The organism is Streptomyces sp. NPDC054834 (assembly GCF_053611185.1).
Genome location: NZ_JBSGZV010000028.1, coordinates 71762 through 98037 on the forward strand (window position 1 = coordinate 71762; position 26276 = coordinate 98037).

Sequence of the window (26276 nt, forward strand, 5' to 3'; positions counted from 1 at the left end):
CTCCGTAGACCTCGACGGTGCCGCGCGCGGCGGGTTGCCGCGCACGCGAGCCGGTCAACGTCCGTGCGGGGCAGTCCGGCTCACCGTCGGGGACGGTTCACGGTTGCGGGTCAGCGCCGGAATTGCACCGGCTTCCCCCCGTACGGGTGTGATGACGACCCGGACACTGTACCCGGCGGTAGGCAGCGGCTGGGAGGCGGCTGTGAGCCAGGCGTGCGGGCGCGGTGGTCAGGGTCGCGCCATGCCGACGGGGAGGCTGCTGGGTTCCGGCCGGACGGCCGACGTGTACGAGATCGACGAGGCGTGGGTGCCGCGCCGCGACCGGGAGGGCCGGGGGAACGCCGCCGCCGAAGGGGCGGTGATGACGTATGTGCGCGAGCACGGTTACCGGTGCCCCGGGTGGGCCGTCCGGCTCGCGCACCGACCTGGTGATGGAGCGGTTGTCCGGGCCGACGATGCCGGCCGCCCTCCTGGACGGCTCGCTGGGCGCGGCCGAGGCGGGCGCCGAACCCGCGTGCCTGCGACGGCTGTTGCACGCCGTCCCCGCCCGGGACTCCGCCGGCCCCGGCGCCCGTGTCCCGCACCTGGACCTGCACCCCGACAACGTGATCCTCACCGCGGGCGGTCCCCGGGGCATCGACTGGAGCAACGCCGAGGACGGTCCGCCCGGCCTGACGGATACGGGGCTGATGGGGACGGGGCTGATGGGGACGGGGCTGACGGAGGCTCGGCGGCGGCGCGCGGCCAATCCGACGATGAGTGCGCGGGAGGTCGAACTCCTCGGGTACGCGGTGGAGTTGGTACGGACGCTCAGCCGCTGACGACCCGGGATGTCTGGAGATGCCTCAAGATGTCCCGACCCCCGATGCCGCTCCCCCATAGGCGGCACCCGGGGCCGGGGCCGGGTGGCGTCATGATCCTGTCCCGCGTGAGCCTCAACTGTCAACGATTGCTGCCCAATTCAGCAGCTGTCATTGACATCACTTCTCGACCGCCGGGCAACCCGGTAGCCTCGCGTCAACTCAGCCACGGAACCGACGACACGCCCAGGGGGGACCTCGGTGAGTGACGCCTACGCCCCGCTTGCCGGTGTACTCGAGCGGCTCGGGGAGCTGACCGAACGCCCGGGCCGGCTGCCGGAGGTCCTGGACGTGGCCGACCTCTCGTACCGCACCGGCATCCCCGCCGAGGTGGTCGCCCGACTGCTCGGGGGCGGCCCCGCACCCGAGACCGGGCTGGCCGAACGGGTGCGGCAGCGGCTCGACTTCATCCGCGAGACCCGGCGCCGGCCGGACGGCAAGCGCTACGCGCTGGACGAGCTGGCCAGGATCGCGGGCACCAGCCGGCAGTGGCTGAGCGAGTGGCGCAAGAGCGGTATGCCGAGCCTGGAACACACCGACCGGCTGCGCAGGTTCTTCGGCCTCCCGGCCGGATACTTCACCGCGGACGAGCCGGAGGCCCTGTACGAGGCACTCCAGCCGGTGCTCCAGAGCCTTGAGGCGCAGGCCGACCCGCTGCTGCGACTGCGCGAGAGCGGACTGGTACGACTGGCCATGCGCGCACCGCAGATGAATCCCCGTCAGCTCGCCACGCTCGCCGACCTGGCGGAGATGATCATCACGTCCGAGGACACGGAAGGGAACGTGGGCGCGAGCGCGTCGACGGGGCGCGGATCGGCCGGCTCCCGTACATCGCACAGGAAGGACGGTCAGTGAGCCGGAAAAGTTCGCCGAAGCGCTTCCTCGCCCAGCTCGTCCGCGACACCGCCCGCACCCTGACCCCGCCGACCGAGCCCGAGGCGTTCCTGCACGCCGTGTGCGACACGCTCAGCGCGCGGCTGGACCGCCCCGTCCGGCTCAAGTTCGTCGCCTTCCCGCCGGAGCTGGACGTCTCGGGGGTCACCTTCGCCAAGGACGACGAGTACATCGTCGTGGTCGAGGACCGCGCGCCCGGCGCGCACAAGTTCGTGATAGCCGGGCACGAGATCGGCCACATCTACTACCAGACCCTGGACGTGCACTACCCGGTCGGCCTGCCCACCGCCGCGCGCCGGCTGCTGTCCCAGGCCGAGGAGGACATCCCCTGGGAGCGGGTGGTCGCCATGGCCACGCGGTCCCCGGCCGCCGCGACCGCCGAGGCCGAGTGGGAGGCCGAGGAGTGCGGACTGCGCCTGGCCGCCAAGTTCGCCAAGGTCGTCGGCCCGTCGGCCGCGCCCGGCCGGACGACCCAGGACACCCTGACCGACCGCCTGTCGTCGTCGCTGGGCAACGCCGGCGGCCTGTGATGCGCTGGGACATAGCCGGCTCGTTCCTCGCCTACGCCGTGCCGGCCGTGCTGCTCGCCGTGGCCTTCGTGATCAAAGTGCCACTGCTCAGGCGGGCGTGGCAGGACCCGATCCTGCGGGCGACGGCCCTGCTGCTCGGCATCGGCGCCGTCACCTTCGCCTCCCTGCCGCCGGGCAACCTGCACCGCATCAACGAGCTCACCGGGGTGCCCAACTTCGCCGGCCTCTGGGTCTACTCGCTGCTCAGCGTCTACTGCGGCGCCTGCCTGTGGCTGATCGTCACCTGGCGCGAGCCGCCCTCCCCGACGCGGCGCCGGCGCACCCGGACGATCTGGATCACGTACTCCCTGATCATCGTCGGGCTGTGGGTGACCTTCTTCCTCGGCGACCACCACGTCGAGCGGCTGCGCGATCTGGACACCTACTACGCGACGACGCCGTGGATGCGCGAGTTCGCCATGCTCTACCTCGTCGCCCACATGATGTCCGCCGTGGCCGCCGCGAGCATGCTGTGGGCCTGGTTCCGGGAGGTCCGCGACACCTGGCTGCGCCGCGCGGTGGTGTTCCTCCAGGTCGCCTACGCCCTCGGGCTCATCTTCGACGTCGCCAAGGTCGCCGCGATCGGCGCCCGCTGGAGCGGCCGGGACTGGGACTGGCTGTCGACGTACGTCGCGCCGCCGTTCGCCATCGCCGAGGCGATCCTCGTCGGGGTCGGCTTCATCGCCGGGCAGGCCGGGCCGCTCGCCGAGGAACGCCGGCGGATGTGGCGCGCCCACCGCCGCCTGGAACCGCTGTGGCAGGCCGTGCTGACGGTCACCGCCCCGTCCGCCCCGGCGACCGGCCGGGTCAGCGGCGCCGAACTCCAGCTCGAACTGCGCCGGGCCGCCATCAACGACGCCCTGCTCAAACTCGCCCCGCACCTGAGCGGAGCCCGCCGCGAGCGGGCCCGCCGCGCGGCCCTGACGGCCGGTCACCCCGACTCCGCGGCGCGCGGCATCGCGGGCGCGGTGGACATCCTGGTCGCCGTCGACGCGGCGCGCTCCGCGGGGGAGGGCGAGGGCGTGGTCCCGGGCCCCGCGCACGACGGCTACGAGCGCCCCTCCGATGTCCCGGACAGCGAGCTGGAGTCGATCGGGCAGGCGTTGCGGGCACACCCGTCGGTCATCGACACGATCCGCCGGCAGGCGGCGGCCTCGGGAGGTCTCACTCAGTATGTCTGAGAGTCGTGTGCCCGCCGGGGCGATGTCCTGTGGGGCCGGGGAGTCTGCCGGTGTCCCGGACAGCGTGCTGGAGTCGATCGGGCAGGCGTTGCGGGCACACCCGTCGGTCATCGACACGATCCGCCGGCAGGCGGCCGCCACAGAAGGTCTCACCCCATATGCCTGAGAGAACGACTGCTCGCCGTCGCACCGCGATCGTGATCGGGGGCAGTACGGCCGGGATGCTCGCCGCCTCCGTGCTCTCCAGCCGGTTCAACGAGGTCACGGTGATCGAGAGCGACCGGCTGCCCGAGGGGCCCGAGCCGCGCAAGGGCCTGCCTCAGGCCCGCCACGCCCATCTGCTGTGGTCCGGGGGAGTGGCCGCGCTGGAGGCGCTGCTGCCGGGGATCACCGGGGAGCTGGCCGGCAAGGGCGCCGGGCTGATCGACGTGATGACCGACCTGGTCAGCAAGGCGCCCTCGGGGCAGTGGTTCCGGCGGTTCACCGACTCACGGCACCACATGATCGTGTGCAGCCGGGACCTGCTGGACGCGGTGATCCGCGCGGACGTCCTGGCCCGGAGCCGGATCACCCTGCTCGACGGGACGAGGGTGCGGGGGCTGGTCGGCGACCGGTCCCGCGTGACGGGCGTACGGGTGCCCGGCGGGCCGGGGGCCGAGGAGACCGTCCTGCACGCGGACCTGGTGATCGACGCGAGCGGGCGAGCCTCGCAGGCCCACAAGTGGCTGGCGGCACTGGGCCTCGCCCCGGTCGTGGAGCGCGTGGTGGACGCGGGCGTCGCCTACGCCAGCCGCGTCTACCGGGCCCCCGGCTCCACCGCGACCCTGCGCTACCCGGTCGTCAACGTCCAGGCGGACCCGCGCCGGGCGCCCGGCCGGGGCGGGGTCGTCGTCCCGGTCGAGGACGACCGCTGGCTGGTGACGCTGTCCGGCACGAGGGGCGGCGAACCGAGCGCCGACCCCGACGCCTTCGAGGAGTTCGCCCTCACCGGCCTCGGGGACCCCGTCATCGGCCGCCTGATCTCCCGGGCCGAGCCCCTCACGGATCCCGTGACCACCCGCAGCACGGCCAACCGCCGCCGCTACTACGAGAACGCCGAGGCCTGGCCCGACGGCTTCGCCGTCCTCGGGGACGCCGTCGCCGGGTACAACCCCGTCTACGGCCACGGCCTCTCGGTCGCCGCGCAGAGCGTCATCGCCCTGCGCCGGGTCCTCGACCGCCATGGCCCCACCAACCCCGGCACCGCCCGCCGCATCCAGCGCGCGGTGGCCCGCCCGGTCGGCAACGCGTGGAACCTGGCGGTCGGCCAGGACGCGTACTACCCGGGGGCCGCCCCCCAGCCCCCCACCGCCGTCGAGCGCCTCCTCACGGCCTACGTCGACAAGGCGGTGGCCGCCGGCTCGGAAAACCCCCGCGCCCTGCGCGGCCTCCTGGACGTCATGAGCCTGAAGACCCCACCCACCCGCCTCTTCGCCCCCGACATGCTCTGGAACATCTGCTTCGGCCCCCGCAAGGGCCCCCTCCCCGGTCCCCCACTGACGGAGACCGAACGCGGGGCGGCGGGCCTCAGCTGAGTTCCGGGGGCGGGCCGAAGGGGCGGCGATCTGGACGCGCGCCGGCGCGCCGACGCCTACCGGCTGCCCGCGGTCCTGATACGCCGAGAAGCCCGGGGCGTGGGGGCCGAGCCTTCGCCGGACCGAGAGGGCGTGGCCCCGCCGGGGCGTGCCAGCGGAGCCCTCTGAGGCGGGACGGGTCAGGGGGCGGCGGCCCTCAGCCGAGTGCTCGCGGGGTCGGGCCGCCGAAGGGCAGGGACAGCACCCGGCTGTCCAGCAGCCACTGACCGTCGACCCGGCAGAACGCGTCCTCGTAGGTGCCGACCTGGACGGGTGCGCCGGGCGGAACGATGCCGCCCTCGTAGCCGTCCACCCGGTACGTCGAGAAGTACGAGGTGGCGATGGCCGTGTCCGGCGTGATCAGGGTGACGAGGATGTTGGACATCAGACGACGGGAGAGCCGGTCGGCGGGACGCGAGCCGAAATAGTCCCGCAGCTCCGCACGTCCCTTGACCAGCCGCCCGTCCGCCGGCCAGGACCAGGTGCCGTCCTCGGTGAACAGCTCGGCCACGGAAGCCGGTTCACCGAGGTCGAGACGGTGGACGAACTCGTGGATGACGCGCTCGCAGGCGCGCTCGGCGAGGAGGTTCTCCAAGGGTTCCATGAGAGTGTCTACCAGCCGGGGCCCCGGCCGCTCGACCCGTTAAACAGCCACGTACGCCACCGGCTCGCCCCCCGCCACCGCCTCCGCGCGCCCCAGCTTCACCAGCCTCCGCAGATGGGCCTCCGCCTCCGACACCGCGATGGTCCTCGACCCGTACGGGATCTGCTCCCAGGGCCGGTTCCACTCCATCCGCTCGGCCAGCTGCCAGGGGGTGAGGGGCTCGGCGAGGAGGGAGAGCAGGCCGGTGAGGCGGGCCTCGTGGTGGGCGAGCAACTCCCGGACCCGGGACGGCGCGTCGGTGAAGGCGTGCTGGTGGGCCGGGAGGACCTCGGCGGGGGAGAGCTCACCGACCCGCTCCAGGGAGGCCAGGTAGTCGCCGAGGGGGTCGGTGACGGTGGCGTCGTCGGGATCCTCGTACAGCCCGATGTGCGGGGTGATCTCGGGGAGCAGGTGGTCGCCGGAGAAGAGGCGGCCGTGGCCGGGGAGCCGGGCCGGGTGGGCCTCCTCCAGGTGCAGGCAGACGTGCCCCGGCGTGTGGCCCGGCGTCCACAGGGCGCGCAGACGGCGGCCGGGGAGGTCGAGGAGTTCGCCGGGGACGATCTCGCGGTCGGGCAGCGCGGGGGAGAGACCGGGCACGGTACGGCGGCTACGGCCGGCGCGCAGCGGGGCCACGTGCTCGTCCGGCGCTCCGGCGGCCGTGAGCTTGGCGGCCATGTAGGTGTACCAGCGCTCGGGGGCCGTCTCCCGCGCCCGGCGGACGATCGCCGCGTCGGCCGCGTGCATCGCGATCCACGCGCCGGAGGCCTCCCGTACCTGCCCCGACAGCCCGTGGTGGTCGGGGTGGTGGTGGGTGATGACGACCCCGTGGACCTCCGTGACCGAGGTGCCGAGGGCCGTCAGCCCGGCCACCAGGGTGTCCCAGGACGCCGGGTCGTCCCAGCCGGTGTCGATCAGCACCGGGCCCCGGTCGGTGTCGACCACGTACACCAGCGTGTGACCGAGGGGATTGTCAGGGATCGGAACCGCTATGGACCGTACGCCGCCGCCATGCTCGAACGTCTTCGTCATCCGTCCTCCGCCCCCGTCCCTCCGGCCCATGACCATTGCCCACTATAACTAGAACTGATATCAGTTCTGAAACAGCGTCAGATTCGGTGCGGCGGGAGGCAGTCGGCCATGACCGAGCTCGTGGAACACGGACAGCTGTTCATCGGCGGGGAGTTGACCGACCCCCTGGGCAAGGACGTCATCGAGGTCGTCTCGCCGCACACCGAGGAGGTCATCGGGCGCGTGCCGCACGCCTCGCGCGCGGATGTGGACCGGGCCGTCGCCGTGGCGCGCCGCGCCTTCGACGAGGGGCCCTGGCCGCGTACGACCCTTCAGGAGCGGATCGAGGTCGTCACCCGCATCAAGGACGCGATCGCCGCCCGCCACGAGGAGATCGCCCGAGTGATCTCCTCCGAGAACGGTTCCCCGTACTCCTGGAGCGTCCTTGCCCAGGCCCTCGGCGCGATGATGGTGTGGGACGCGGCGATCAGGGTCGCGCGGGACTTCACGTACGAGGAGACCCGCGACGGAGTGCTCGGGAGGATCCTCGTCCGCCGCGAGCCGGTCGGCGTCGTCGCGGCCGTCGTCCCCTGGAACGTCCCCCAGTTCGTCGCCGCCGCCAAGCTCGCGCCCGCCCTGCTCACCGGCTGCACGGTGGTGCTCAAGCCGTCGCCCGAGTCGCCCCTGGACGCCTACATCCTCGGCGAGATCGCCAAGGAGGCCGGGCTGCCGGACGGTGTGCTGTCCATCCTCCCGGCCGACCGCGAGGTCAGCGAGTACCTGGTCGGGCACCCCGGCGTCGACAAGGTCTCCTTCACCGGCTCGGTCGCGGCCGGCAAGCGCGTGATGGAGGTCGCCGCGCGCAACCTCACGCGCGTGACGCTGGAGCTGGGCGGCAAGTCGGCGGCGGTCGTCCTGCCCGACGCGGACGTGGCCGCCTCGGTCGCGGGCATCGTCCCGGCGGCCTGGATGAACAACGGCCAGGCCTGCGTCGCCCAGACCCGCATCCTCGTACCCCGCTCCCGTTACGACGAGTTCGCCGACGCCTTCGCCCAGGCGGCGGGCGCGCTCACCGTCGGCGACCCGCTGGACCCGGCGACCCAGGTGGGCCCGCTGGTCGCCGAACGGCAGCAGCGCAGGAACCTCGACTACATCCGCATCGGCCAGGAGGAGGGCGCCAAGATCCTCACCGGCGGCGGGCGGCCGGCCGGGCTGGAGCGCGGCTGGTACGTCGAGCCGACCCTCTTCGGCGACGTCGACAACTCCATGCGCATCGCCCGCGAGGAGATCTTCGGCCCGGTGATCTGCCTCCTGCCGTACGGCGACGAGTCCGAGGCCCTGAAGATCGCGAACGACTCGGACTACGGCCTCTCCGGCAGCGTGTGGACCTCGGACGTCGGGCACGGCATCGAGGTCGCCCGGCAGGTCCGTACCGGCACCTACTCGGTCAACACCTTCAGCCTCGACATGCTCGGCCCGTTCGGCGGCTACAAGAACTCCGGCCTGGGGCGGGAGTTCGGCCCCGAGGGATACGGCGAGTACCTGGAACACAAGATGATCCACCTGCCGGCCGGCTGGGAGGGGTGAGGGGATGGGGGCACCTCCCGCGCGAGCGGATTCGAGCGCGGGGGCGGGGGACCGCTGGCACATCGAGGTCGACCGCTCCGTCTGCATCGGCTCCGCCCAGTGCCTCCACCACGCCCCCGACGGCTTCCGCCTCGACACCGCCCGCCAGTCCCATCCGGTCGAGGCGGACACCGACGCGAACGAGAAGGCGCTGGCGGCGGCGGAGAACTGCCCCGTGGAGGCCATCGCGATCACGCTGGTCGGCAGCGGGGAGGCCGTGTTCCCGCCGGAGGAGTAGGGGTGAACCGGGAGGAGACGGAGACGAAAAAAAGTCCCTTTTGGGGGGTTCCAAACAGTACTGGACGACTTATCCTGAAAGAGCCTACGAGGCGAGTGAGGGAGTCCGACCGGAGTAGCCGACTCTGGCGCGACGCCGAAACAGCATTCGGCATCCGCCGTGGCCGACGTCGATCGGTCGGTCTGAGAGGCCGGAAGGCAGCAGTCAGGCCGGAAGGCGACCCCCAATACCTGATCCGGGCAATGCCGGCGAAGGGAACCCGTCTCGTAGGTTTTCGCATGCGCTCACGCGTCCGCGGGCAGGCGGGCCACCACGAGCGCCACCGCCTCCTCGAGGGTTGCGCCTGCCCCGAGCAGACCACGGTGAAGCGCGCGCACCTTGTACGGCGGTGCGGCGCAGATGACGTAGCGCAGGTCGTCGGGGTCCGTTCCGTCGAACGCAGGCCCGCTGCGCGGCAACTTCAGCGTGCGTGGCTCGGGACGGGGTAGAGGGTGCGCAGCCGGGGCTCGGCGTGCGCGGCCGCGACGAGCGCGAACAGCGTCTCGCCGGAGTGGTGGCCCAGGGTGCCTCGTCCGCGCTCCAGGAGCCACCGTCAGGCGGTCTCGGCGTCGGGGCCTCAGCCGTGGGGCGGCTCCCCCCCCGTCGGGTCCGTCAGGTCGATCAGGCGGCACACCGTTTCGATGTCGATCTTGACCTGGGCGATGGACGCGCGGCCCGACAGCCAGGTGATCAGGGCCGAGTGCCAGGTGTGCTCGATCACGCGGACGGCGGACAGCTGCTCGGGGGTCGGGTCCTCCAGGCCCATCGCGTCCAGGATGATCGCCGTGGTCTGCCGGGAGACCTGGTCGACCTCCGGCGAGACACTGCGGTCGGCGAAGGTGAGCGCGCGGACCATGGCGTCGGCGAGGTGCGGCTCGCGCTGGAGCGCGCGGAAGGCCCGCATCAGGGTCTCCGCCACCCGCTGGGCCGCCGTGTCACCCGCCGGGGGCTTCTTCCGCAGGGTGCCGTGCATGTGCTCCAGCTGGTCCTGCATCGTGGCGACCAGCAGGTGCACCTTGGAGGGGAAGTAGCGGTACAGCGTGCCGAGCGCCACCTGGGAGGACTCGGCGACCTCTCGCATCTGCACCGCGTCGAAGCCGCCCCGGCTGGCCAGCTGCGCGCTGGCGTGCAGGATCCGGCGGCGCCGGGCCTCCTGCCGCTCCGTCAGAGGGGCGGAGGCGGGGTGCGCGGTACTGGATTCCACCTTGGCGTGCGCAGGCATCGGTCCCGTTCCGTGACAATCGGTGAGGCAGCCGTCGAGGGCGAGTGATCACCCAGCATGGCAGGGGCCCGGCCGTGGCGCGAATCACCTGATCCACAGCTCCCAGTGCCCCTACCTGCCGGTAGATTCAGAGCCTCTTGAACGATCAAGTCTGAAACTTGTTCTAGATTAGCGTCCCGACGTAGTCTCGCGGACAGAGCAGGGAGAAGGGGGCTCAGAGTGACCGCTGAGGCCAGGGAGGCGGGCGCCAAAGAAGACCCCGCCGCCGACGGCGAGCGACCGCTCCACATAGCGCTCCTCACTTACAAAGGGAACCCGTTCTGCGGCGGCCAGGGCGTCTACGTCCGGCACCTCTCCCGCGAGCTGGCCCGCCTCGGCCACCGGGTGGAGGTCATCGGCTCCCAGCCCTACCCCGTCCTGGACGAGGACGAGGGCTACGACGGCCGGCTGAGCCTGACCGAGCTGCCCAGCCTCGACCTCTACCGCCAGCCCGACCCCTTCCGCACCCCGGGCCGCGGCGAGTACCGCGACTGGATCGACGCGCTCGAGGTCGCCACCATGTGGACCGGCGGGTTCCCGGAACCCCTCACCTTCTCCCTGCGCGCCCGCCGCCATCTGCGCGCCCGCCGCGGCCGGTTCGACGTCGTACACGACAACCAGACCCTCGGCTACGGCCTGCTGGGCGACATCGGCGCCCCCCTGGTCACCACCATCCACCACCCCATCACGGTGGACCGGCAGCTGGAGCTGGACGCCGCCGACGGCTGGCAGCGCCGCTACTCGGTCCGCCGCTGGTACGCCTTCACCCGCATGCAGAAGCGCGTCGCCCGCCGTCTGCCCTCCGTGCTCACCGTCTCCGGCACCTCCCGCCAGGAGATCGTCGACCACCTCGGCGTCCGCGACGACCGCATCCACGTCGTCCACATCGGCGCCGACACCGATCTCTTCTCGCCGAATCCGGCGGTGCCCGTCGTGCCCGGCCGGATCGTCACCACCTCCAGCGCCGACGTGCCGCTCAAGGGCCTGGTCTTCCTCGTCGAGGCGCTCGCCAAGGTGCGCACCGAGCACCCGGACGCCCACCTCGTCGTCGTCGGCAAGCGCGCCGAGGACGGACCCGTCGCCCAGGCCATCGAGCGGTACGGCCTGGAGGGCGCCGTCGAGTTCGTGAAGGGCATCTCCGACGCCGAACTGGTCGACCTGGTCCGCTCGGCCGAGGTCGCCTGTGTGCCGTCGCTGTACGAGGGCTTCTCCCTGCCGGCCGCCGAGGCCATGGCCACCGGCACCCCGCTGGTCGCCACGACCGGCGGCGCGATCCCCGAGGTCGCCGGGCCCGACGGGGAGACCTGCCTGGCGGTGCCGCCCGGCGACGCGGGGGCGCTGGCCGCCGGGCTCGGCCGGCTGCTCGGTGACCCCGGACTGCGTGCGCGACTCGGCGCGGCCGGGCGCGAGCGGGTGCTCCAGCGGTTCACCTGGGCGCGGGCCGCCGAGGGCACGGTGGCCCGGTACCGCGAGGCCATCGGCCGTGCCTCGGCCGGGAATCCAGGCCGCCCCGCGGCCGCAACAGGCGTCTACTCCGAAAGCAGGGCCACGTGCTGACCGTCGACTTCTCCCGGTTCCCGCTCGCCCCGGGCGACCGTGTCCTGGACCTCGGCTGCGGGGCCGGCCGGCACGCCTTCGAGTGCTACCGGCGCGGCGCGCAGGTCGTGGCCCTCGACCAGAACGCCGAGGAGATCCGCGAGGTCGCCAAGTGGTTCGCGGCGATGGAGGAGGCGGGCGAGGCCCCCGCGGGCGCGACCGCCACCGCGATGGAGGGCGACGCCCTCGCGCTGCCCTTCCCCGACGAGTCCTTCGACGTCGTCATCATCTCCGAGGTGATGGAGCACATCCCCGACGACAAGGGCGTACTGGCGGAAATGGTCCGGGTGTTGAAGCCCGGCGGCCGGATCGCCGTCACCGTCCCGCGCTACGGCCCCGAGAAGGTCTGCTGGGCGCTGTCCGACGCCTACCACGAGGTCGAGGGCGGCCACATCCGCATCTACAAGGCGGACGAGCTGCTGGCGAAGATGCGGGAAGCCGGTCTTCGGCCCTACGGCACCCACCACGCCCACGCCCTGCACTCCCCCTACTGGTGGCTGAAGTGCGCGTTCGGCGTCGACAACGACAAGGCGCTGCCCGTGCGGGCGTACCACAAGCTGCTGGTCTGGGACATCATGAAGAAGCCCCTCGCGACCCGGGTCGCCGAGCAGGCGCTGAACCCGCTCATCGGCAAGAGCTTCGTGGCGTACGCGACCAAGCCGCACCTCCCCCGGGTGGACGCCAAGTGACGACCCCCCGGACAGAACACCTCGTCCTGCCCGGGGTCCTCACCGCCGAGCAGGCCGCCGAGACCGTACGCGGCATCCTCGCCGTGCAGCGGGAGGACGGCGCGATCCCGTGGTTCCGGGGACACCACCTCGACCCCTGGGACCACACCGAGGCGGCCATGGCCCTGGACGCGGCCGGCGAACACGAGGCCGCCGAGCGGGCGTACACCTGGCTGGCCCGGCACCAGAACGAGGACGGCTCCTGGTACGCGGCGTACGCGGACGGGGCGCACGACGACGTCACGGACCGCGCCCGGGAGACGAACTTCGTCGCGTACATAGCCGTAGGCGTCTGGCACCACTACCTCTCCACCGGCGACGACACGTTCCTGGACCGCATGTGGCCCTGCGTGTACGCGGCGATGGAGTGGGTGCTGCGCTCGCAGCAGCCCGGCGGACAGATCGGCTGGCGGCGCGACGACGACGGCACTGGCACGGCGGATGCGCTGCTGACCGGCAGCTCCTCCATCCATCACGCGCTGCGGTGCGCCCTCGCCATCGCCGAGCAGCGCGAAGAGCCCCAACCGGACTGGGAGTTGGCCGTCGGCGCGCTGCGCCACGCGATCCGCCGGCACCCGGAACGCTTCCTGAACAAGGACCGCTACTCGATGGACTGGTACTACCCGGTCCTGGGCGGCGCACTGACCGGCACGGAGGCGAAGGAACGCGTCGAGGCCGACTGGGACCGCTTCGTCGTCCCCGGCCTCGGCGTCCGCTGCGTCGTCCCCAACCCCTGGGTGACGGGCGGCGAGTCCGCCGAACTCGCCCTGGCGCTCTGGGCGATGGGCGAGTCCGACCGCGCGCTGGAGATCCTTCAGTCCATCCAGCACCTGCGCGACCCCGACACCGGCCTGTACTGGACCGGCTACGTCTTCGATGACGACGCCGTCTGGCCCCGCGAACTCACCACCTGGACGGCAGGCTCCCTGCTCCTGGCGGTCGCCGCCCTCGGCGGCCACGAGGCCACGTGCACGGTCTTCGGCGGCGAACAACTGCCACCGGGGCTGGACCCGGACTGCTGCGCGTAGCCGTCCGGCGGTTCGACGGGGACACGGGCCCAGGGGCGCCCCAAGTCCCCGGGTCACGCGACCAGGGAATCTGGGGGCGTGTGGCCAGGCCGTAGCCGGTCAGGGCGGCGGTCCGTGTCGCGACGGAGGCGATGGGTGCAGGGGCCCCGCCCCGGCCGCCGGGCATCGTGACCGGCCGTCTGAGGGGCGCGGGCCCGTGTCGTGTCCGGGGCGCGGTGGCTGCGGGGTGCCCTTCCGGCCGCCCCGGGATGGTGTCATCCGCGTACCCCCGGAGGGGTCAGTGGCGGTGAATGCGGTTGGCCAGGGCGTGGCCGACGAAGAGGTAGACCACGGCGGCCAGACCGTAGCCGGCGACGACACGGGCCCAGGCCTCGTCGAAGGTGAAGAGGTCGTGCGACCAGCCTGCGAGCCAGGAGGCCGCGTTGTGCACGAACTGGACGAGGTCGTTCGCGCGGTTCGCGTCCAGCAGGTACATCAGGATCCACAGGCCCAGGATGAAGGCCATGACGTCGGCGACGATCGCGATGACCGTGCCGGCCTGATTGGCGCCGTTGCGATAATAGGGGGACATATCCTTCGGGTTGCCCCTGACTCGACGGCGAAACCCGGCCGTTCCCCGTCGGTCAGGGATCGCCGGACCCCCCGCCCCCGGCGACGTCGCTCGGGTCCTTCTGGATCAGGACCATCGGGTCACCGCCCTTCAACTGCTGCCAGATGGACACCAGCGCCACGAACTGGGCCAGCAGGAAGGCCACCTGAACCGAGGCCGTACGCCACTGGTACACGGAGAGCAGCAGCCCCGCCTTGGTGGGCCAGTAGTGACCCTCCCTCCGGAACGTGTCGATGTCCATGGCGGCGCCCGTCAGGGTGAGGACCAGCAGCGTGAGGCTGACGTTGAGGGCCCAGGTGCCGAAGGACTGGTCGACGATCCTGGTACCGATCCACAGCACGAGGACCGGAGCCGCGTACACCAGCCACAGCCCCAGCGCACGGGCGGGTCCCCGCCGGCCCGGGAGCACGCGCCACAGGGCGCCCAGCGTGAAGCCGGCGCTCGCCCAGATGAGCTCGCCGGCGACCACGGATCCCGCCATTTCGGCGAACCCGAAGGGCAGGGAGAACGCGTCGCTCCACAGGGAGCCCCTGAGCTGCTCGGCCCAGAGCAGGACCGCATCGGCGGGCAGGGCGATCAACGCGGCGAAGTACGCGGCTCGGCAGGCGTTCTGCCACCACGTGGCACGCGGACCCCAGGCCAGCGCCAGTTCCACCGGGCCGACGGAGGACGGCAGGCGCACCCAGGCGTTCGGCTGGTGCGGATGCCGCAAACGGTGCAGTTCGTCGAGCTCCCACTCCAACTGCTTCCGCTCGCCGTCGTGCTGGCCCTGTTCGAGCCGGCGGAGCTGTGCGTGCAGTTCGCGGTGCCGGCGCGCGCTCTTGAGCAGCTTTCGCCGACGGGACTCGTCGATCTCCAGGTGCACGGGGTGACCGGGCAGCAGCGGCCGGTGGAGAACCGATCGTCTCCTGCCGAAGGCCAGCAGTCCCATCATGGCGAGCCAGAGCGCCAGCAGGGGCACCAGAGGGAGCGGAACACCCGCGTACCAGCCGACGACCGGCGCGACCACGACGACGAGGAACAGCTTCAGGGTCCGTTCCTCGGACGGCGCGGGGAACTTGACCGACTGGCCGGCCGACGCGGCCCGGGTGCGCAGTACGGCCACGATCGCCACGGCCGGGCCCCACCACCAGAAGTACGTTCCGAAGAACCAGTCCAGCCAGTTCATGGGGAACCAGCGGAAGTCGTCGAAGAGGGACGCCACGTGCCACACGCCGTAGAGCTCCTCGCTCCGCCGGCTCAGCCAGCTCTGCTGCTCCCAGAGGTTTTCCGCCGCCCATGCGCTCACCGCCGGGATCGCCGCCGACACCAGGACGAGCACGCCGAGAACGGACAGCGGAAAGCGGCCCCGCGACGATCCCGGGGCCGGGGCGCCGCAGGACCGCCACAGCCGCAGCAGGGAGGCGGTGGCGCCCACCAGCCAGACCAGGACGAGGCACGCGCAGGCGGCGGCGAACGCGTACATGCCGCCCGCCTGCCGGAACCAGTCGACCTCCCCGTAGTCCTCCGAGTTCAGCCACATCTGGCCGGGCAGCCCGAACCACTCGGGACGGCACACCACCGCCGTGACCCAGCCGGCGGCGCCGGTGACGGCCGCGACGGCGAGGCGCCCGGGCCTGCCGAACACGCACAGTGCCAGCCCGGTGAGGAGGGTGAGCACGAGGTGGACGGCGATCCGGTGCCGGTCCGTCCAGAACAGGGCCGTGTCGTCGTTCGCGTAATGGGCCAGCAGCGGGTCGTCGAAGTAGCTCACGACGGTGATGGCGAACATCAGCCAGCCGAAGTTCCGCAGATTGCGGACCGTGTGCTGCTCCGCCTCTCCCGGAGGTGAGGAGGCGGGCTCGCGCCGCAGCCCGCGCACCACGGACAACAGCAGGACGAGGACCACCACGTCCCACGGCAGCCAGCCGAGTTCGTAGAGCACGTACCCGGGGTCTTCGTTCCACCAGGCGGCCACGGCCTTGGTGGCCGGCGGCTGAAGGGTGATCCGTACCTCGGGCGGTGTGGCACCGGCCTTCTTCCTGACCCAGGTCAGCTTTGTGTCGGAACCCGTGGTCGGCGCCGAGGAGACCTTCCGGGCGGCCCGGCCGCCGAGATCGACGGTCACCTTCTGCCACCAGGCCCGGTCCAGGGCGGGCGGAGGCTTGAGTTCCAGGGTCCACAGACGTTTGCCCTCGGTGATGCCCCACACGCCGAAGTCGCGCGGCTGGAGGTTGTTCACCCAGGTGGTGACCCGCTGTTCGACCGTCACCGACTTCTTCTGGACCGTCACCCGGGGCGGGCGTGGGCGACCCTCCGTGTCCCGGTACGGAAACGGATCGTCGGGAGAGCGCAGCAGACACCGCATGGCCGACCGGTAGCGTTCCGTGTCCCCGTTGAGCAGCAGGTCCGTCGCCCGTTTCCAGGACTTGGGCGCGACGACGGTGAAGCGGCCCTCGGCCTTGGTGTAGTTCTCGCCCTTGTATGTGAGGCGCACCGACGCGGTGACCAGCGCCGCCTTCAACTGCCCGGAGGAGCATGCGTCGTCGGCAGCCCGGGCGGCCCCACCGCCCAAGGGGCCCAACAGCACGAGCAATATCACCGTGGGCACCAGAAGAAGACGCCCCCGCAGCCCCCGGACCAACCCGCCCCCCGTACCCGACAAGAACCCCGCAGGCCGATAGGCCTATTTTCAACAATGTACCTGGTCAGGCCGTAGGGGGATGCGCTCCGGCGCCTACGAGTTGAGCTCCGCCAGCACCCGCAGCGAATGCGCGTCCGGTGACAGCGCCAGCAGGTCCGTCACCGGGCCCTTGCGCCACGACTCCAGCCGTTCGGCGATGCGTTCGCGCGGGCCGACCAGGGAGATCTCGTCGGCGAAGGCGTCCGGGACGGCCTGCACGGCCTCCTCGCGGCGGCCGGAGAGGAAGAGGTCCTGGATGCGGCGGGCCTCCTCCTCGTACCCCATGCGCGCCATCAGATCGGCGTGGAAGTTGCGGGCCGCGTGGCCCATGCCGCCGATGTAGAAGCCGAGCATGACCTTCACCGGGAGCAGGCCCTCGGCCACGTCGTCGCAGACCCGCACCTGGGCCATGGGGGCGACGAGGAAGTCCTCCGGCAGGTCGGTCAGCGCGGGCCCGTAGACCTCGGGGCGGGTCGGCGCCCAGTACAGCGGCAGCCAGCCGTCCGCGATACGCGTCGTCTGGGCGACGTTCTTCGGGCCCTCCGCGCCCAGCAGGATGGGCAGATCGGGGCGCAGGGGGTGGGTGATGGGCTTGAGGGCCTTGCCGAGGCCCGTGCCGTCCGCGCCCCGGTAGGGGTGGGAGTGGAACCTCCCGGCCACCTCCACCGGCGCCTCCCGCCGCAGCACCTGCCGTACGACGTCCACGTACTCCCGGGTCGCGGTCAGCGGCGAGGCCGGGAACGGACGGCCGTACCAGCCCTCCACCACCTGCGGCCCCGACAGCCCGAGCCCCAGCATGACGCGCCCACCGGAAAGGTGGTCGAGCGTCAGCGCGTGCATCGCGGTCGTGGTCGGCGAGCGGGCCGCCATCTGGGCAACTGCCGTGCCCAGAGCGATCCTTGAGGTCTGCGCGGCGATCCAGGTCAGCGGGGTGAAGGCGTCCGAGCCCCAGGACTCCGCCGTCCACACGGAGTGGTAGCCGAGCCGCTCGGCCTCCCGCGCCAGCGCCACATGGTCGGGGGAGGGGCCGCGGCCCCAGTAACCGAGCGCGAGACCGAGCCGCATGTCACCCTCCGATCTGAGGATCTGACGGAACGTCAGCAACGTAGCGACCTGCGACTGTACGGCAACGGCCCCCCGCCCGGAAGAGCGAGGGGCCGTACACGACGGTGGCGGCGGACTCAGCCGCGCTGGATCCCGGAGGTGTCCTGGAGCACACCGCGGCGGCCGTCCTGGGTCTGCGCGACCAGGTGAGCACCACGCTGCTCGACCGCCAGGTACCAGGTGCCCGGGGCCAGTTCGGCTATCGGGGCCTGCGAGCCGTCCTCCGCGAACAGCGGGCGCGGCACCGGCACGGCGAACCAGAACGGCGAGAAGTCCCCGGCCGGCTGCGGCTGGGCCGACGGCTGCGCGCCCGGCTGCGGGCCTGGCTGCGGCTGCGCGCCCGGCTGCTGCCCGAAGGGCTGACCCGGCTGCGGCTGAGCACCGTACGGCTGCTGCGGCGCGCCCGGGTAGCCGTAACCACCGGGGGGCTGGGCGCCGTAGGGCTGCGGGGCGGTGGGCTTGGGGGCCGGGATCAGAGCGGCCTGGAGGGCGGGGACGAGGGGGGTGGCGATGGCGGCGCCGGCGATGACGAGGGCGGCGATGAGGCCGAGGATGAGACCGGCGCCGGCGTCGACGTGGTCGGGCACGTCCACCAGCGTCCAGAAGAGGGTCCAGGCGGACAGGATCGCGAAGCCCGTGCCGACCATGCCGAGGTCCAGACCGGCCACCTTGCGCTGCTGAGGCAGGCAGCGGTTGAGGACGATCAGGGCGGCACCGATGACGGCCCCCATGTACGTGCCGAGGCCCGTTCCGAGGTCCTCCCACCCGCTCTGGCTGTTCGAGTAGCCCGCCATGGAGTAGGAGTAGAAGTCGAGGAACGACGCGATGAAGAGCAACACCGCTGCTCCGATCACCACGCCGTCGCCTCGAGTGAGGGAGCGGATATTCACTACAGGTCCTTTGCAGGTCGTCTCGTCGTCGGCAGAGGCGTAGCGGGGATGGCCCCTGATCGGACGAACACTATCGTTCGAATGATCAGGCCGTGCGCCGGGACCGACCGACGATCCCTACCCGCGCAGGAAACTCACGATTCCCTCAGAGATTCCCTGCGCCGCCTTCTGCCGCCAAGCGCCGCTGGTGAGCAGTGCCGCGTCCTTGCTATCGCGCATGTTGCCGCACTCGATGAACACCTTGGGAACCGTTGACAGATTGAGACCGCCCAGGTCCTTACGCGTGACGAGACCGGTGCCGTCGCCGATGTAGTTGGAGGGCGGCTCACCCGTGACCCGCAGGAAGTTGCCCGCGATCCGCTCGCCCAGGGACTTGGAGGGGGCGGCGATCGGGCGGGTGTCGGCGGCGCCTGAGTGGACGGACGCCGGAAGGATGACGTGGAAGCCGCGGTTGCCCTCGGCCGAGCCGTCGGCGTGGATGGAAATGGCCGCGTCGGCGTGCGCGTTGTTGCCGATCCGGGCGCGTTCGTCCACGCACGGCCCCCAGGGCGGGGAGTCGCCGTCGTGGGTGAACTTCACCGTGGCGCCCTGCTGCTCCAGGATCGCGCGCAGCCGGTGGGCGACGTCGAGCGTGAACCGGGCCTCCGTGTAACCGGAGTTGGTGGACGTGCCCGTGGTGTCGCACTCCTTGGAGTTCGTGCCGATGTCCACCTGGCGGTTGATCTCGGCCGTGTGCCGGAAGTTGCCCGGGTTGTGCCCCGGGTCGATGACGACGACCTTGCCCTTGAGCGGGCCGGAGGCGGCGGGCGCGGAGGCGGAGGCCGAGGCCGTTCCGGACTTCGCGGCCGAGGGCGTCGGGCTCGTTTTTCCGTCGTCCGTGGGGGAGCCAGACGGCGACGCGGAGAGCGGGCGCGAGACGGACGCCGAGCTCGAGGCGGGGCCCGCCTGGCCGGAGCCGCCCGGGGCGCCCACCGCCTCGTACACCAGCCAGCCCAGCAGGGCGCCGGGCACCAGCGCGGCGAGCGCGACGGTCAGCGGGCCGCGCCGGGACCGGCGCGGCTGCGGGGGATCGAAGTCCGGGCCTACGTACGACACGTCTGCCACCCTAGCGGCCGTTCCCGGTGCCCACATGCCGCAAGTGGGCCGGGCGGGTGGCGCCGCGGGGCGCCAAGGGGCGCTCTGGCGGCGGAAAGCCGGTCAGAGGTCGCTGACGACCAGCCAGCCGGCGACAGCCAGCACCGCCAGGTACACGCCGATGCCGACGACCTTGCCGAGCCGCTTTCGTCCCGTGCCCTCGAGCACCCGGCCGAGGATGCCGACGAGCGGTGCCCCGAAGACGATCAGGGCGAGGCCGATCAGGTACCTCACCGTGCGGCCCCCGCCCGCGTCCGCCGCAGCACGCGCAGCGAACCCGTCACCGAGACCTCCGTGAACTCGTTCGACTCCAGGGCCCGGAGGTAGACGCGATAGGGGGCCTGCCCGGTGAACTCGTCCGCCGGGTCCGGGAACACGTCGTGGATGACGAGGAGGCCGCCTTCGGCCACATGGGGGGCCCAGCCCTCGTAGTCGGCGCCCGCGTGCTCGTCGGTGTGACCGCCGTCGACGAAGACCAGGCCGAGCGGGGAGTTCCAGAACCCGGCGATCTGCGGGGAGCGGCCCACCAACGCCACCACGTGCTCCTCCAGGCCCGCCTTGTGCAGCGTCCTGCGGAACGTGGGCAGCGTGTCCATCAGGCCGACCTCGGGGTCGACCGTCTCCGGGTCGTGGTACTCCCAGCCCGGCTGCTGCTCCTCGCTGCCCCGGTGGTGGTCGACGGTGAGCGCGGTGACCCCGGCCTGCCGGGCCGCGTCCGCGAGCAGGATCGTCGAGCGTCCGCAGTACGTCCCGACCTCCAGGAGCGGCAGCCCCAGCCGGCCCGCGTCGGCGGCTGCCGCGTACAGCGCCAACCCCTCGTCCACGGGCATGAACCCCTTCGCCGCCTCGAACGCGGCCAGGATCTCGGGCTTGGGTGCCGCGGGCATGGGGTCCCTCTCGGTCGTACGTGCGTTTGGGCGCCCATGTTGCCGCACCCCCTGCCGGCGCAGCGACAGGGGGTGCGGAAGGACTGGCTCGGCGGATCGGACGCGGGGACTCGGTTACGCGCTGACCGTCTCTCCGGGCAGCGCCAGGTCCAGTTCGACCGGCCGCTCGTCGCCCGCGTGGGTCGCGGACGAGGCGTGCGGGCCGTGGCCGGTGGCCTTCGCGGCCAGGACGTAGGCGCCCTGGGCGGGGACCGCGAGGGCGTAGCGGCCGTCCTCCAGGGAGAGGGTGGCGCCCGCCTGGCGGCCCCGCTGGTCGATCAGGGTGACCTTGGCACGGGCGACCGGGGCGCCGCCGGCGTCCAGGACCCGGCCGTGGAAGCCCCGCAGGACCGCCTCGGCACGCTCCAGGTTGGCCTCCTCCTCGCTGCTGGCACGCAGTTGCGGGGCGCGGTTCGGCTTGGGCAGGAACAGGGCCATCAGCAGGCCGATGGCCACCGCGCCGGTCGCGATCAGGAAGGAGACCCGGAAGCCGTGCATGGTCGGGACCGCGACGCCACCGACGTGGTTCGCGGTGTTGGCCAGCACCATGCCGATGACGGCGCTGGAGACGGACGTGCCGATGGAGCGCATCAGCGTGTTGAGGCCGTTGGCCGCGCCGGTCTCCGAGGCGGGGACCGCGCCGACGATCAGCGCGGGCAGGGAGGAGTAGGCCAGGCCGATGCCGGCGCCCAGGATCACCGCGATGACCAGGCTCTGCCAGGGGGCGCTCATCAGGCCGAGGCCGGCGCCGTAGCCGATCGCGATGATCAGCATGCCGAGGATCAGGGTGACCTTGGGGCCGTACTTCGCGGACAGCCGGGCGTAGACGGGCGCGGTGAACATCATCGTCAGGCCGAGCGGCGCGACGAGCAGGCCCGCCACGACCATCGACTGGCCGAGGCCGTAGCCGGTGGCCTTGGGCAGCTGGAGCAGCTGGGGCAGGACCAGGGAGACGACGTAGAACGAGACGCCGACCATGATCGAGGCGAGGTTGGTGAAGAGCACGGCGGGCCGGGCCGTGGTGCGCAGGTCCACCAGCGGGGCCTGGATCCGCAGCTCCATCACGCCCCACAGGACGAGCACGACCGCGGCGGCCGCGAACAGGCCGAGCGTGGTGCCCGAGGTCCAGCCCCAGTCGCTGCCCTTGGTGATCGGCAGCAGGAAGAGGACGAGACCGGTGGACAGGCCGAGTGCGCCCAGCAGGTCGAAGGAGCCCTCGGCGCGCATCGGGGACTCCGGTACGGCGAGGAGGGTGAGGGCGATGGAGAGCACGCCGAGGCCGGCGGCGCCGTAGAACAGGGCGTGCCAGTTCGTGTGCTGGGCGACGAGGGCCGCGGCGGGCAGCGCGAGGCCGCCGCCGACGCCGATCGAGGAGCTCATCAGCGCCATCGCCGAGCCGAGCTTCTCGCGCGGCAGCATGTCGCGCATCAGGCCGATGCCGAGCGGGATCGCGCCCATCGCGAAGCCCTGGAGCGTACGGCCGACGATCATGGTGAGCAGCTGGCTGGTGAGCGCGCTGACCAGGGCGCCGACCACCATGACGGCGAGGCTGAGGATCAGCATGCGCCGCTTGCCGTACAGGTCGCCGAGCCGGCCCATGATCGGGGTGGCCACGGCGCCCGAGAGGAGAGTCGAGGTCAGGACCCAGGTGGCGTTGCTGGGCGCGGTGTCCAGCAGCTGCGGCAGGTCCTTGATGACCGGGACGAGCAGGGTCTGCATCACCGCGACCACGATGCCCGCGAAGGCGAGCACCGGGACCACTGCGCCGCTCGCTCTCCGGGTGGGCCGGTCGGTCGTCGTGTGCGTCATTGAGTGAGGCCTCCAGTGAGATGAGTACTGGGGCAACCCCGTATGCACAGGCAACTATTCCGTTGCTTCGGGCCTCTAATGATTTCTTGACCTTGTCATGGGTATCTGACGCACTGTCGGGTAGCGGTGGCGTGGCTCGTACAGCCGGGCGTAGGTCGTACGGCCGGGGCGCGGATACGGCGAAAAGCCGATGCAAGGACCGTAACCACGTTGAGAGCATGACACCCATGCTCGAAGCCGACGCCTCCCCCATATACCGCCGCCGGACCGCGCCCCCCACCTGGCTGGTGGTGGCGCTCGCGTGTGCCGGGCAGTTCCTGGTCGTGCTCGACGTGTCCGTGGTGAACGTGGCGCTGCCTTCGATGCGCACCGACCTCGGGCTGAGCGCGGGCGGGTTGCAGTGGGTGGTGAACGCCTACGCCATCGCCTTCGCCGGGTTCATGCTGCTGGGCGGGCGGGCCGGTGATCTCTACGGGCGCAAGCGGATGTTCCTGGTGGGGCTCGGGCTGTTCACGCTGGCCTCGCTGGGCGGCGGGCTGGCCCAGCAGGGGTGGCAACTGCTGCTGGCCCGGGCCGTGCAGGGGCTGGGCGCGGCGGTGCTGGCGCCGTCGACGCTGACGCTGCTGACGGCGGCGGTGCCGGAGGGCGGGGCCCGGGCGCGGGCCATCGCGACCTGGACGGCGGTGGGCGCGGGCGGCGGCGCCGCGGGCGGGCTCGTCGGCGGGGTGCTGGTGGACGGGCTGTCGTGGCGGTGGGTGCTGCTGATCAACGTGCCGGTGGGCGCGGTGGTGCTCGCCGGGTCCGTGCTGTGGCTGGCGGAGAGCCGGGCGGGGGACGGGCGGCGGCTCGACCTGCCGGGCGCGCTGCTGGTCACGGCCGGCCTCGCGACGCTGGCGTACGGGATCGTGCAGACCGAGGCGGAGGGGTGGACGGCCGCGGCGACGCTGGTGCCGCTCGCCGCCGGACTCGCGCTGATCGGGCTGTTCCTGCTGGTGCAGGCGCGTACGGCGGCTCCGCTGATGCCGCTCGGGCTGCTGCGGCTGCGGTCGGTGGCGTCGGCGAACGCGGCCATGTTCGTGAGCGGTTCGGCGATGTTCTGCATGTGGTACTTCATGACGCTGTACGCGCAGAACGTGCTCGGTTACTCGCCGCTGGGGGCCGGACTCGCGCTGGTGCCCAGCTCCCTGGCCGTGGTGGCGGGCTCGAAGCTGGCACCGCGCCTGATGCGGACGGCCGGGGCGCGCACGGTGGCGGTGCTGGGGACGCTGGTGGCGGCGGCCGGGTTCGGGTGGCAGTCGACGATGAGCGCGGACGAGACCTACGTCACGGCGATCATGATCCCGGGGATCCTGATGATGCTGGGGGCGGGTCTGGCGGCGACCCCGCTGGCCGCGCTGGCCACGTCCGGGGCGGCACAGGAGGAGGCCGGCCTGGTTTCGGGGCTGGTCAACACCTCGCGCACGATGGGCGGCTCGCTGGGGCTGGCGGTGATGTCGACCATCGCGGCGGCGCGTACGGGCGGCGGCGGGGCCGGGGCCCTGACGCAGGGGTACGCGCTGGCCTTCCGCACGAGTGCGGTACTGCTGCTGGGCGGGGCGACGCTGATGCTGGTGTGGCTGCCGCGAGGGATTTCTCCGGCTGCCGCGAGGTCTTCCGTGGATGCCGCCGCGGATTCCTCCTCGGATTCCTCCTCGGATTCCTCCGCGAAGTGAGGCAACGGTCCGGGCGGCTCATGGACTCCTTTTGACATCTAGGAGGTGCCCATGGGGGATCGGAAGAGGGCTCGGGACGAGGAGTTCCACAGCTTCGTCGTCGGCCGCTGGCCGCGGCTGATGCGTACGGCATTTCTCCTCACGGGGGAGCAGCCGCGGCCGAGGACCTGGTCCAGTCGACGCTGGAGCAGGTGTACACGGCCTGGCGCAGGGTCGGCGCGGCGGACGACCCGGAGGCGTACGTACGGCGCGTGATGATCAACGCGCACGCGCGCAGGCACCGCCGAAAACTCAAGGAGTTCCTCGCGCCCAGGGACGACTCGGGCCTGGTGCACGAGGTGGCCGACACCGGCGACCGCATCTCCCAGGCCGACGACCGCAGCGCCCTGCTCAAGGCGCTCGCCGAACTGCCCGCGCGACAGCGGGAGGCGGTGGTCCTGCGGTACTGGGAGGACCTGACGGAGACCCAGGCGGCGGAGGCGATGGGCTGCTCGGTGGGCACTGTCAAGAGCAACGTGGCCAAGGGGATCGCGAAACTCCGCGCCATACCGGGACTGGCCGGAATGGTGACGCAGGGAGGGCGTAGCTGATGAGCGCGGACAGGGACACGAGGCACGACATGACGCAGACGGACATCGACCTCCTCCTCGCGGACGCCGCGGAGGAGGTCGAGATCGGTATAGCCCCCGTGCAGGCGGTCATCCGCGGCGGACGGCGGCGCAGGGCGCGGCGCTGGGCGGTGGCGGCGGCCACGGCGCTGGTACTGGCGGGGTCCACGGGGGCGACGCTGGCGGTGACGGGGCTGCCCGGGGGGCACGGCGACCGGACGGTGGCGACGACGCCCCAGCAGCGCCACGTGTACACCCCCCAGCGGACCGAACTGTCCCGGGGCACCGACCGCGGCACACACTGGCGCGTCGTTCTCTCCGTCTGGGGAGTGCCGCGCGACGAGGCGGAGGCGAGCAGGCAGCGGCATGCGATGGCCGAGGACGGAATCGAGTCCCTCGGCCTGCCCGAGGCCTCCGGTCTGGCCGGCAGGACGTCCTACTTCGTGAGCCTGTACTACGGCGACGAGCACCCCAGGGTGGTGCTGTTCGACACCTTCGAGAAGTGGGACCACATGTCGGGTACGGACCTGGGGGCCGGGGCCGTCCCCCTGGTACAGAAGTACGCCGTCGGCGGCCCCAGCCGGCTCGTGGCCGGCCGGGTCGCCAAGACCACCGCACAGGTCAAGTGCACCTGGGACGACGGCACGAGCACCGTGGAGGTGACCCGGGAAGCCGCCGGAACCCCGGTGAACTGGTTCGTGTGCGTCGCGCCGGAGGGGACGGCCTACAAGGACGTGAAGGTGCTGCCGTAAGGGCGCCGGGAGGTCACAACCAGCCCTGCTGCCGGGCCTCCCGCACCGCCTCCGCCCGGTTGCGGGTGCCCGTCTTGCCGATCGCGGAGGACAGGTAGTTGCGCACCGTGGACTCGGACAGGTGCAGTTTCGCGGCGATGTCGGCGACGGTCGCCCCGTCCACCGACGCCTTCAGCACGTCGCACTCGCGGGCCGTGAGCGGATTCGGACCGGCACTGAGCGCCGCCGCTGCCAGCACCGGGTCGACCACGGTCTCCCCGGTGAGGACGCGACGGATCGCCGCGGCGAGTTCCTCCACCGGCCCGTCCTTGACCAGGAAACCGGACGCCCCCGCCTCCATGGCCCGGCGCAGATAGCCGGGCCGGCCGAAGGTCGTCAGTATCAGCACCCGGCAGTCGGGCACCTGCTCGCGCAGCTCCGCCGCCGCGTCCAGGCCGCTGCGCACCGGCAGTTCGATGTCCAGCAGGGCCACGTCCGGCCGGTGTCGCAGTGCCGCGTCCACGATCGCGTCGCCCGTCGCGACCTGCGCGACGACCTCCATGTCCGCCTCCATGCCGAGCAGTAAGGCGAGGGCCCCGCGCATCATGCCCTGGTCCTCGGCGAGCAGGACCCTGATGTTCTTCACGACCCAAGCGTAGCCAACACGTGGCCAATCAAAGACTCTTCCTTGTTCGGTCCGCAGGGTTGACGACCACCCGTGACGCGCAAACAATCGCCTCTGCATTTCCGGCAATTGTTCGGCATTACGGCGCTGAATAGGTTCGGTATTTCGATCGAACAGCGTC

25 protein-coding genes, 1 pseudogene and 1 riboswitch are annotated in these 26276 nt (G+C 72.0%); of the genes and pseudogenes, 13 read left to right on the plus strand and 13 right to left on the minus strand.

The genetic code is table 11. The features are described from left to right. Positions 1–11: 11 nt before the first annotated feature. Positions 12–186: riboswitch (cobalamin riboswitch) on the minus strand. 182 nt (positions 187–368) lie between these two features. From ACWGJM_RS31175 to ACWGJM_RS31195, 5 genes are all read left to right on the plus strand, one after another. Next, positions 369–821 carry a hypothetical protein gene (locus tag ACWGJM_RS31175; RefSeq protein ID WP_453415080.1) on the plus strand — a complete coding sequence of 151 codons (453 nt, stop codon included), beginning with the start codon at positions 369–371 and terminating at the stop codon, positions 819–821. 240 nt (positions 822–1061) lie between these two features. Next, positions 1062–1715 (plus strand): XRE family transcriptional regulator, encoded by a 654-nt coding sequence (locus tag ACWGJM_RS31180; RefSeq protein WP_453415081.1) that lies wholly within the window; start codon positions 1062–1064, stop codon positions 1713–1715. Further along, positions 1712–2284: a hypothetical protein gene (locus ACWGJM_RS31185; RefSeq protein WP_453415082.1), complete on the plus strand. Its 573-nt coding sequence runs from the start codon at positions 1712–1714 to the stop codon at positions 2282–2284. Before ACWGJM_RS31180 ends, ACWGJM_RS31185 begins: the two co-directional genes overlap by 4 nt. Continuing rightward, positions 2284–3504, plus strand: a complete 1221-nt coding sequence (locus tag ACWGJM_RS31190; protein WP_453415083.1) for an MAB_1171c family putative transporter — start codon at positions 2284–2286, stop codon at positions 3502–3504. The genes ACWGJM_RS31185 and ACWGJM_RS31190 overlap by 1 nt, the downstream gene beginning before the upstream one ends. A 158-nt stretch (positions 3505–3662) precedes the next feature. Continuing rightward, a complete protein-coding gene (locus ACWGJM_RS31195; RefSeq protein WP_453415084.1) occupies positions 3663–5078 on the plus strand; it encodes an FAD-dependent oxidoreductase in 1416 nt (471 codons plus the stop codon). A gap of 196 nt (positions 5079–5274) precedes the next feature. Here the strand turns inward: ACWGJM_RS31195 and ACWGJM_RS31200 are convergent, their stop codons facing one another. Both ACWGJM_RS31200 and ACWGJM_RS31205 read right to left on the minus strand, forming a co-directional pair. Continuing rightward, positions 5275–5721, minus strand: coding sequence for a nuclear transport factor 2 family protein (locus ACWGJM_RS31200; RefSeq protein ID WP_453415085.1), 447 nt, complete (start codon positions 5719–5721; stop codon positions 5275–5277). A gap of 39 nt (positions 5722–5760) precedes the next feature. Next, positions 5761–6789, minus strand: coding sequence for an MBL fold metallo-hydrolase (locus tag ACWGJM_RS31205; RefSeq protein ID WP_453415086.1), 1029 nt, complete (start codon positions 6787–6789; stop codon positions 5761–5763). Between the two features lie 108 nt (positions 6790–6897). On the opposite strand from ACWGJM_RS31205, the gene ACWGJM_RS31210 reads away from it, so the two are divergent. Together ACWGJM_RS31210 and ACWGJM_RS31215 are read left to right on the plus strand one after the other, a co-directional pair. Beyond that, entirely contained in the window at positions 6898–8355 is a 1458-nt protein-coding gene (locus tag ACWGJM_RS31210; RefSeq protein WP_453415087.1) for an aldehyde dehydrogenase, read from the plus strand. Positions 8356–8359: 4 nt separating this feature from the next. Next, positions 8360–8632: a ferredoxin gene (locus ACWGJM_RS31215; RefSeq protein WP_453415088.1), complete on the plus strand. Its 273-nt coding sequence runs from the start codon at positions 8360–8362 to the stop codon at positions 8630–8632. A 460-nt stretch (positions 8633–9092) separates the two neighbouring features. Here the strand turns inward: ACWGJM_RS31215 and ACWGJM_RS31220 are convergent, their stop codons facing one another. Together ACWGJM_RS31220 and ACWGJM_RS31225 are read right to left on the minus strand one after the other, a co-directional pair. Beyond that, the gene (locus tag ACWGJM_RS31220) at positions 9093–9215 is read right to left on the minus strand and encodes a DUF6193 family natural product biosynthesis protein (RefSeq protein WP_453415125.1); all 123 of its coding nucleotides are present in this window, start codon (positions 9213–9215) and stop codon (positions 9093–9095) included. A 33-nt stretch (positions 9216–9248) separates the two neighbouring features. Next, entirely contained in the window at positions 9249–9893 is a 645-nt protein-coding gene (locus ACWGJM_RS31225; protein ID WP_453415089.1) for a TetR family transcriptional regulator, read from the minus strand. Positions 9894–10112: 219 nt separating this feature from the next. Here ACWGJM_RS31225 and ACWGJM_RS31230 point away from each other — a divergent pair, with 219 nt between their 5' ends. Genes ACWGJM_RS31230 through ACWGJM_RS31240 form a run of 3 tightly spaced genes read left to right on the plus strand, consistent with a single transcriptional unit; the run spans position 10113 to position 13284 of the window. After that, a complete protein-coding gene (locus ACWGJM_RS31230) occupies positions 10113–11489 on the plus strand; it encodes a glycosyltransferase family 4 protein (RefSeq protein WP_453415090.1) in 1377 nt (458 codons plus the stop codon). After that, positions 11483–12217 carry a class I SAM-dependent methyltransferase gene (locus ACWGJM_RS31235; protein ID WP_453415091.1) on the plus strand — a complete coding sequence of 245 codons (735 nt, stop codon included), beginning with the start codon at positions 11483–11485 and terminating at the stop codon, positions 12215–12217. Before ACWGJM_RS31230 ends, ACWGJM_RS31235 begins: the two co-directional genes overlap by 7 nt. Further along, positions 12214–13284, plus strand: a complete 1071-nt coding sequence (locus ACWGJM_RS31240) for a prenyltransferase/squalene oxidase repeat-containing protein (protein WP_453415092.1) — start codon at positions 12214–12216, stop codon at positions 13282–13284. Before ACWGJM_RS31235 ends, ACWGJM_RS31240 begins: the two co-directional genes overlap by 4 nt. Positions 13285–13561: 277 nt before the next feature. Here ACWGJM_RS31240 and ACWGJM_RS31245 read toward each other — a convergent pair whose 3' ends face one another. The 8 genes from ACWGJM_RS31245 to ACWGJM_RS31280 all read right to left on the minus strand — a co-directional run bounded on the left by ACWGJM_RS31245 (position 13562) and on the right by ACWGJM_RS31280 (position 22419). Beyond that, entirely contained in the window at positions 13562–13855 is a 294-nt protein-coding gene (locus tag ACWGJM_RS31245; RefSeq protein ID WP_453415093.1) for a hypothetical protein, read from the minus strand. 52 nt (positions 13856–13907) lie between these two features. Then, a complete protein-coding gene (locus ACWGJM_RS31250) occupies positions 13908–16484 on the minus strand; it encodes a DUF6185 family protein (protein ID WP_453415094.1) in 2577 nt (858 codons plus the stop codon). A gap of 126 nt (positions 16485–16610) precedes the next feature. Continuing rightward, on the minus strand, positions 16611–17621 hold the full coding sequence (locus tag ACWGJM_RS31255) for an LLM class F420-dependent oxidoreductase (RefSeq protein WP_453415095.1): 1011 nt from the start codon (positions 17619–17621) through the stop codon (positions 16611–16613). A gap of 116 nt (positions 17622–17737) precedes the next feature. Then, on the minus strand, positions 17738–18517 hold the full coding sequence (locus ACWGJM_RS31260; RefSeq protein ID WP_453415096.1) for a DUF5336 domain-containing protein: 780 nt from the start codon (positions 18515–18517) through the stop codon (positions 17738–17740). 150 nt (positions 18518–18667) lie between these two features. Beyond that, positions 18668–19645: an N-acetylmuramoyl-L-alanine amidase gene (locus tag ACWGJM_RS31265; RefSeq protein WP_453415097.1), complete on the minus strand. Its 978-nt coding sequence runs from the start codon at positions 19643–19645 to the stop codon at positions 18668–18670. Between the two features lie 102 nt (positions 19646–19747). After that, positions 19748–19918, minus strand: coding sequence for a hypothetical protein (locus ACWGJM_RS31270; RefSeq protein ID WP_453415098.1), 171 nt, complete (start codon positions 19916–19918; stop codon positions 19748–19750). Next, positions 19915–20571 carry a class I SAM-dependent methyltransferase gene (locus ACWGJM_RS31275; RefSeq protein WP_453415099.1) on the minus strand — a complete coding sequence of 219 codons (657 nt, stop codon included), beginning with the start codon at positions 20569–20571 and terminating at the stop codon, positions 19915–19917. Before ACWGJM_RS31275 ends, ACWGJM_RS31270 begins: the two co-directional genes overlap by 4 nt. A 114-nt stretch (positions 20572–20685) precedes the next feature. Next, on the minus strand, positions 20686–22419 hold the full coding sequence (locus tag ACWGJM_RS31280; protein ID WP_453415100.1) for an MFS transporter: 1734 nt from the start codon (positions 22417–22419) through the stop codon (positions 20686–20688). 218 nt (positions 22420–22637) lie between these two features. On the opposite strand from ACWGJM_RS31280, the gene ACWGJM_RS31285 reads away from it, so the two are divergent. From ACWGJM_RS31285 to ACWGJM_RS31295, 3 genes and pseudogenes are all read left to right on the plus strand, one after another. Next, the gene (locus tag ACWGJM_RS31285) at positions 22638–24131 is read left to right on the plus strand and encodes an MFS transporter (RefSeq protein WP_453415101.1); all 1494 of its coding nucleotides are present in this window, start codon (positions 22638–22640) and stop codon (positions 24129–24131) included. Positions 24132–24182: 51 nt separating this feature from the next. Next, positions 24183–24721: pseudogene (locus tag ACWGJM_RS31290) on the plus strand (SigE family RNA polymerase sigma factor). Beyond that, positions 24721–25491 (plus strand): hypothetical protein, encoded by a 771-nt coding sequence (locus tag ACWGJM_RS31295; protein ID WP_453415102.1) that lies wholly within the window; start codon positions 24721–24723, stop codon positions 25489–25491. Before ACWGJM_RS31290 ends, ACWGJM_RS31295 begins: the two are co-directional and overlap by 1 nt. Positions 25492–25504: 13 nt before the next feature. Here ACWGJM_RS31295 and ACWGJM_RS31300 read toward each other — a convergent pair whose 3' ends face one another. Further along, the gene (locus ACWGJM_RS31300; protein WP_453415103.1) at positions 25505–26116 is read right to left on the minus strand and encodes a response regulator; all 612 of its coding nucleotides are present in this window, start codon (positions 26114–26116) and stop codon (positions 25505–25507) included. Positions 26117–26276: the final 160 nt, after the last annotated feature.

What these genes read in the sequence shown, in the direction of transcription:
- ACWGJM_RS31175 (WP_453415080.1), top strand. Translation starts at nt 369, where the DNA reads ATGTGCGCGAGCACGGTTACCGGTGCCCCGGGTGGGCCGTCCGGCTCG.
- ACWGJM_RS31200 (WP_453415085.1), bottom strand. Translation starts at nt 5,721, where the DNA reads ATGGAACCCTTGGAGAACCTCCTCGCCGAGCGCGCCTGCGAGCGCGTC.
- ACWGJM_RS31205 (WP_453415086.1), bottom strand. Translation starts at nt 6,789, where the DNA reads ATGACGAAGACGTTCGAGCATGGCGGCGGCGTACGGTCCATAGCGGTT.
- ACWGJM_RS31195 (WP_453415084.1), top strand. Translation starts at nt 3,663, where the DNA reads ATGCCTGAGAGAACGACTGCTCGCCGTCGCACCGCGATCGTGATCGGG.
- ACWGJM_RS31225 (WP_453415089.1), bottom strand. Translation starts at nt 9,893, where the DNA reads ATGCCTGCGCACGCCAAGGTGGAATCCAGTACCGCGCACCCCGCCTCC.
- ACWGJM_RS31190 (WP_453415083.1), top strand. Translation starts at nt 2,284, where the DNA reads ATGCGCTGGGACATAGCCGGCTCGTTCCTCGCCTACGCCGTGCCGGCC.
- ACWGJM_RS31275 (WP_453415099.1), bottom strand. Translation starts at nt 20,571, where the DNA reads ATGCCCGCGGCACCCAAGCCCGAGATCCTGGCCGCGTTCGAGGCGGCG.
- ACWGJM_RS31295 (WP_453415102.1), top strand. Translation starts at nt 24,721, where the DNA reads ATGAGCGCGGACAGGGACACGAGGCACGACATGACGCAGACGGACATC.
- ACWGJM_RS31245 (WP_453415093.1), bottom strand. Translation starts at nt 13,855, where the DNA reads ATGTCCCCCTATTATCGCAACGGCGCCAATCAGGCCGGCACGGTCATC.
- ACWGJM_RS31285 (WP_453415101.1), top strand. Translation starts at nt 22,638, where the DNA reads ATGACACCCATGCTCGAAGCCGACGCCTCCCCCATATACCGCCGCCGG.
- ACWGJM_RS31255 (WP_453415095.1), bottom strand. Translation starts at nt 17,621, where the DNA reads ATGCGGCTCGGTCTCGCGCTCGGTTACTGGGGCCGCGGCCCCTCCCCC.
- ACWGJM_RS31280 (WP_453415100.1), bottom strand. Translation starts at nt 22,419, where the DNA reads ATGACGCACACGACGACCGACCGGCCCACCCGGAGAGCGAGCGGCGCA.
- ACWGJM_RS31215 (WP_453415088.1), top strand. Translation starts at nt 8,360, where the DNA reads ATGGGGGCACCTCCCGCGCGAGCGGATTCGAGCGCGGGGGCGGGGGAC.
- ACWGJM_RS31210 (WP_453415087.1), top strand. Translation starts at nt 6,898, where the DNA reads ATGACCGAGCTCGTGGAACACGGACAGCTGTTCATCGGCGGGGAGTTG.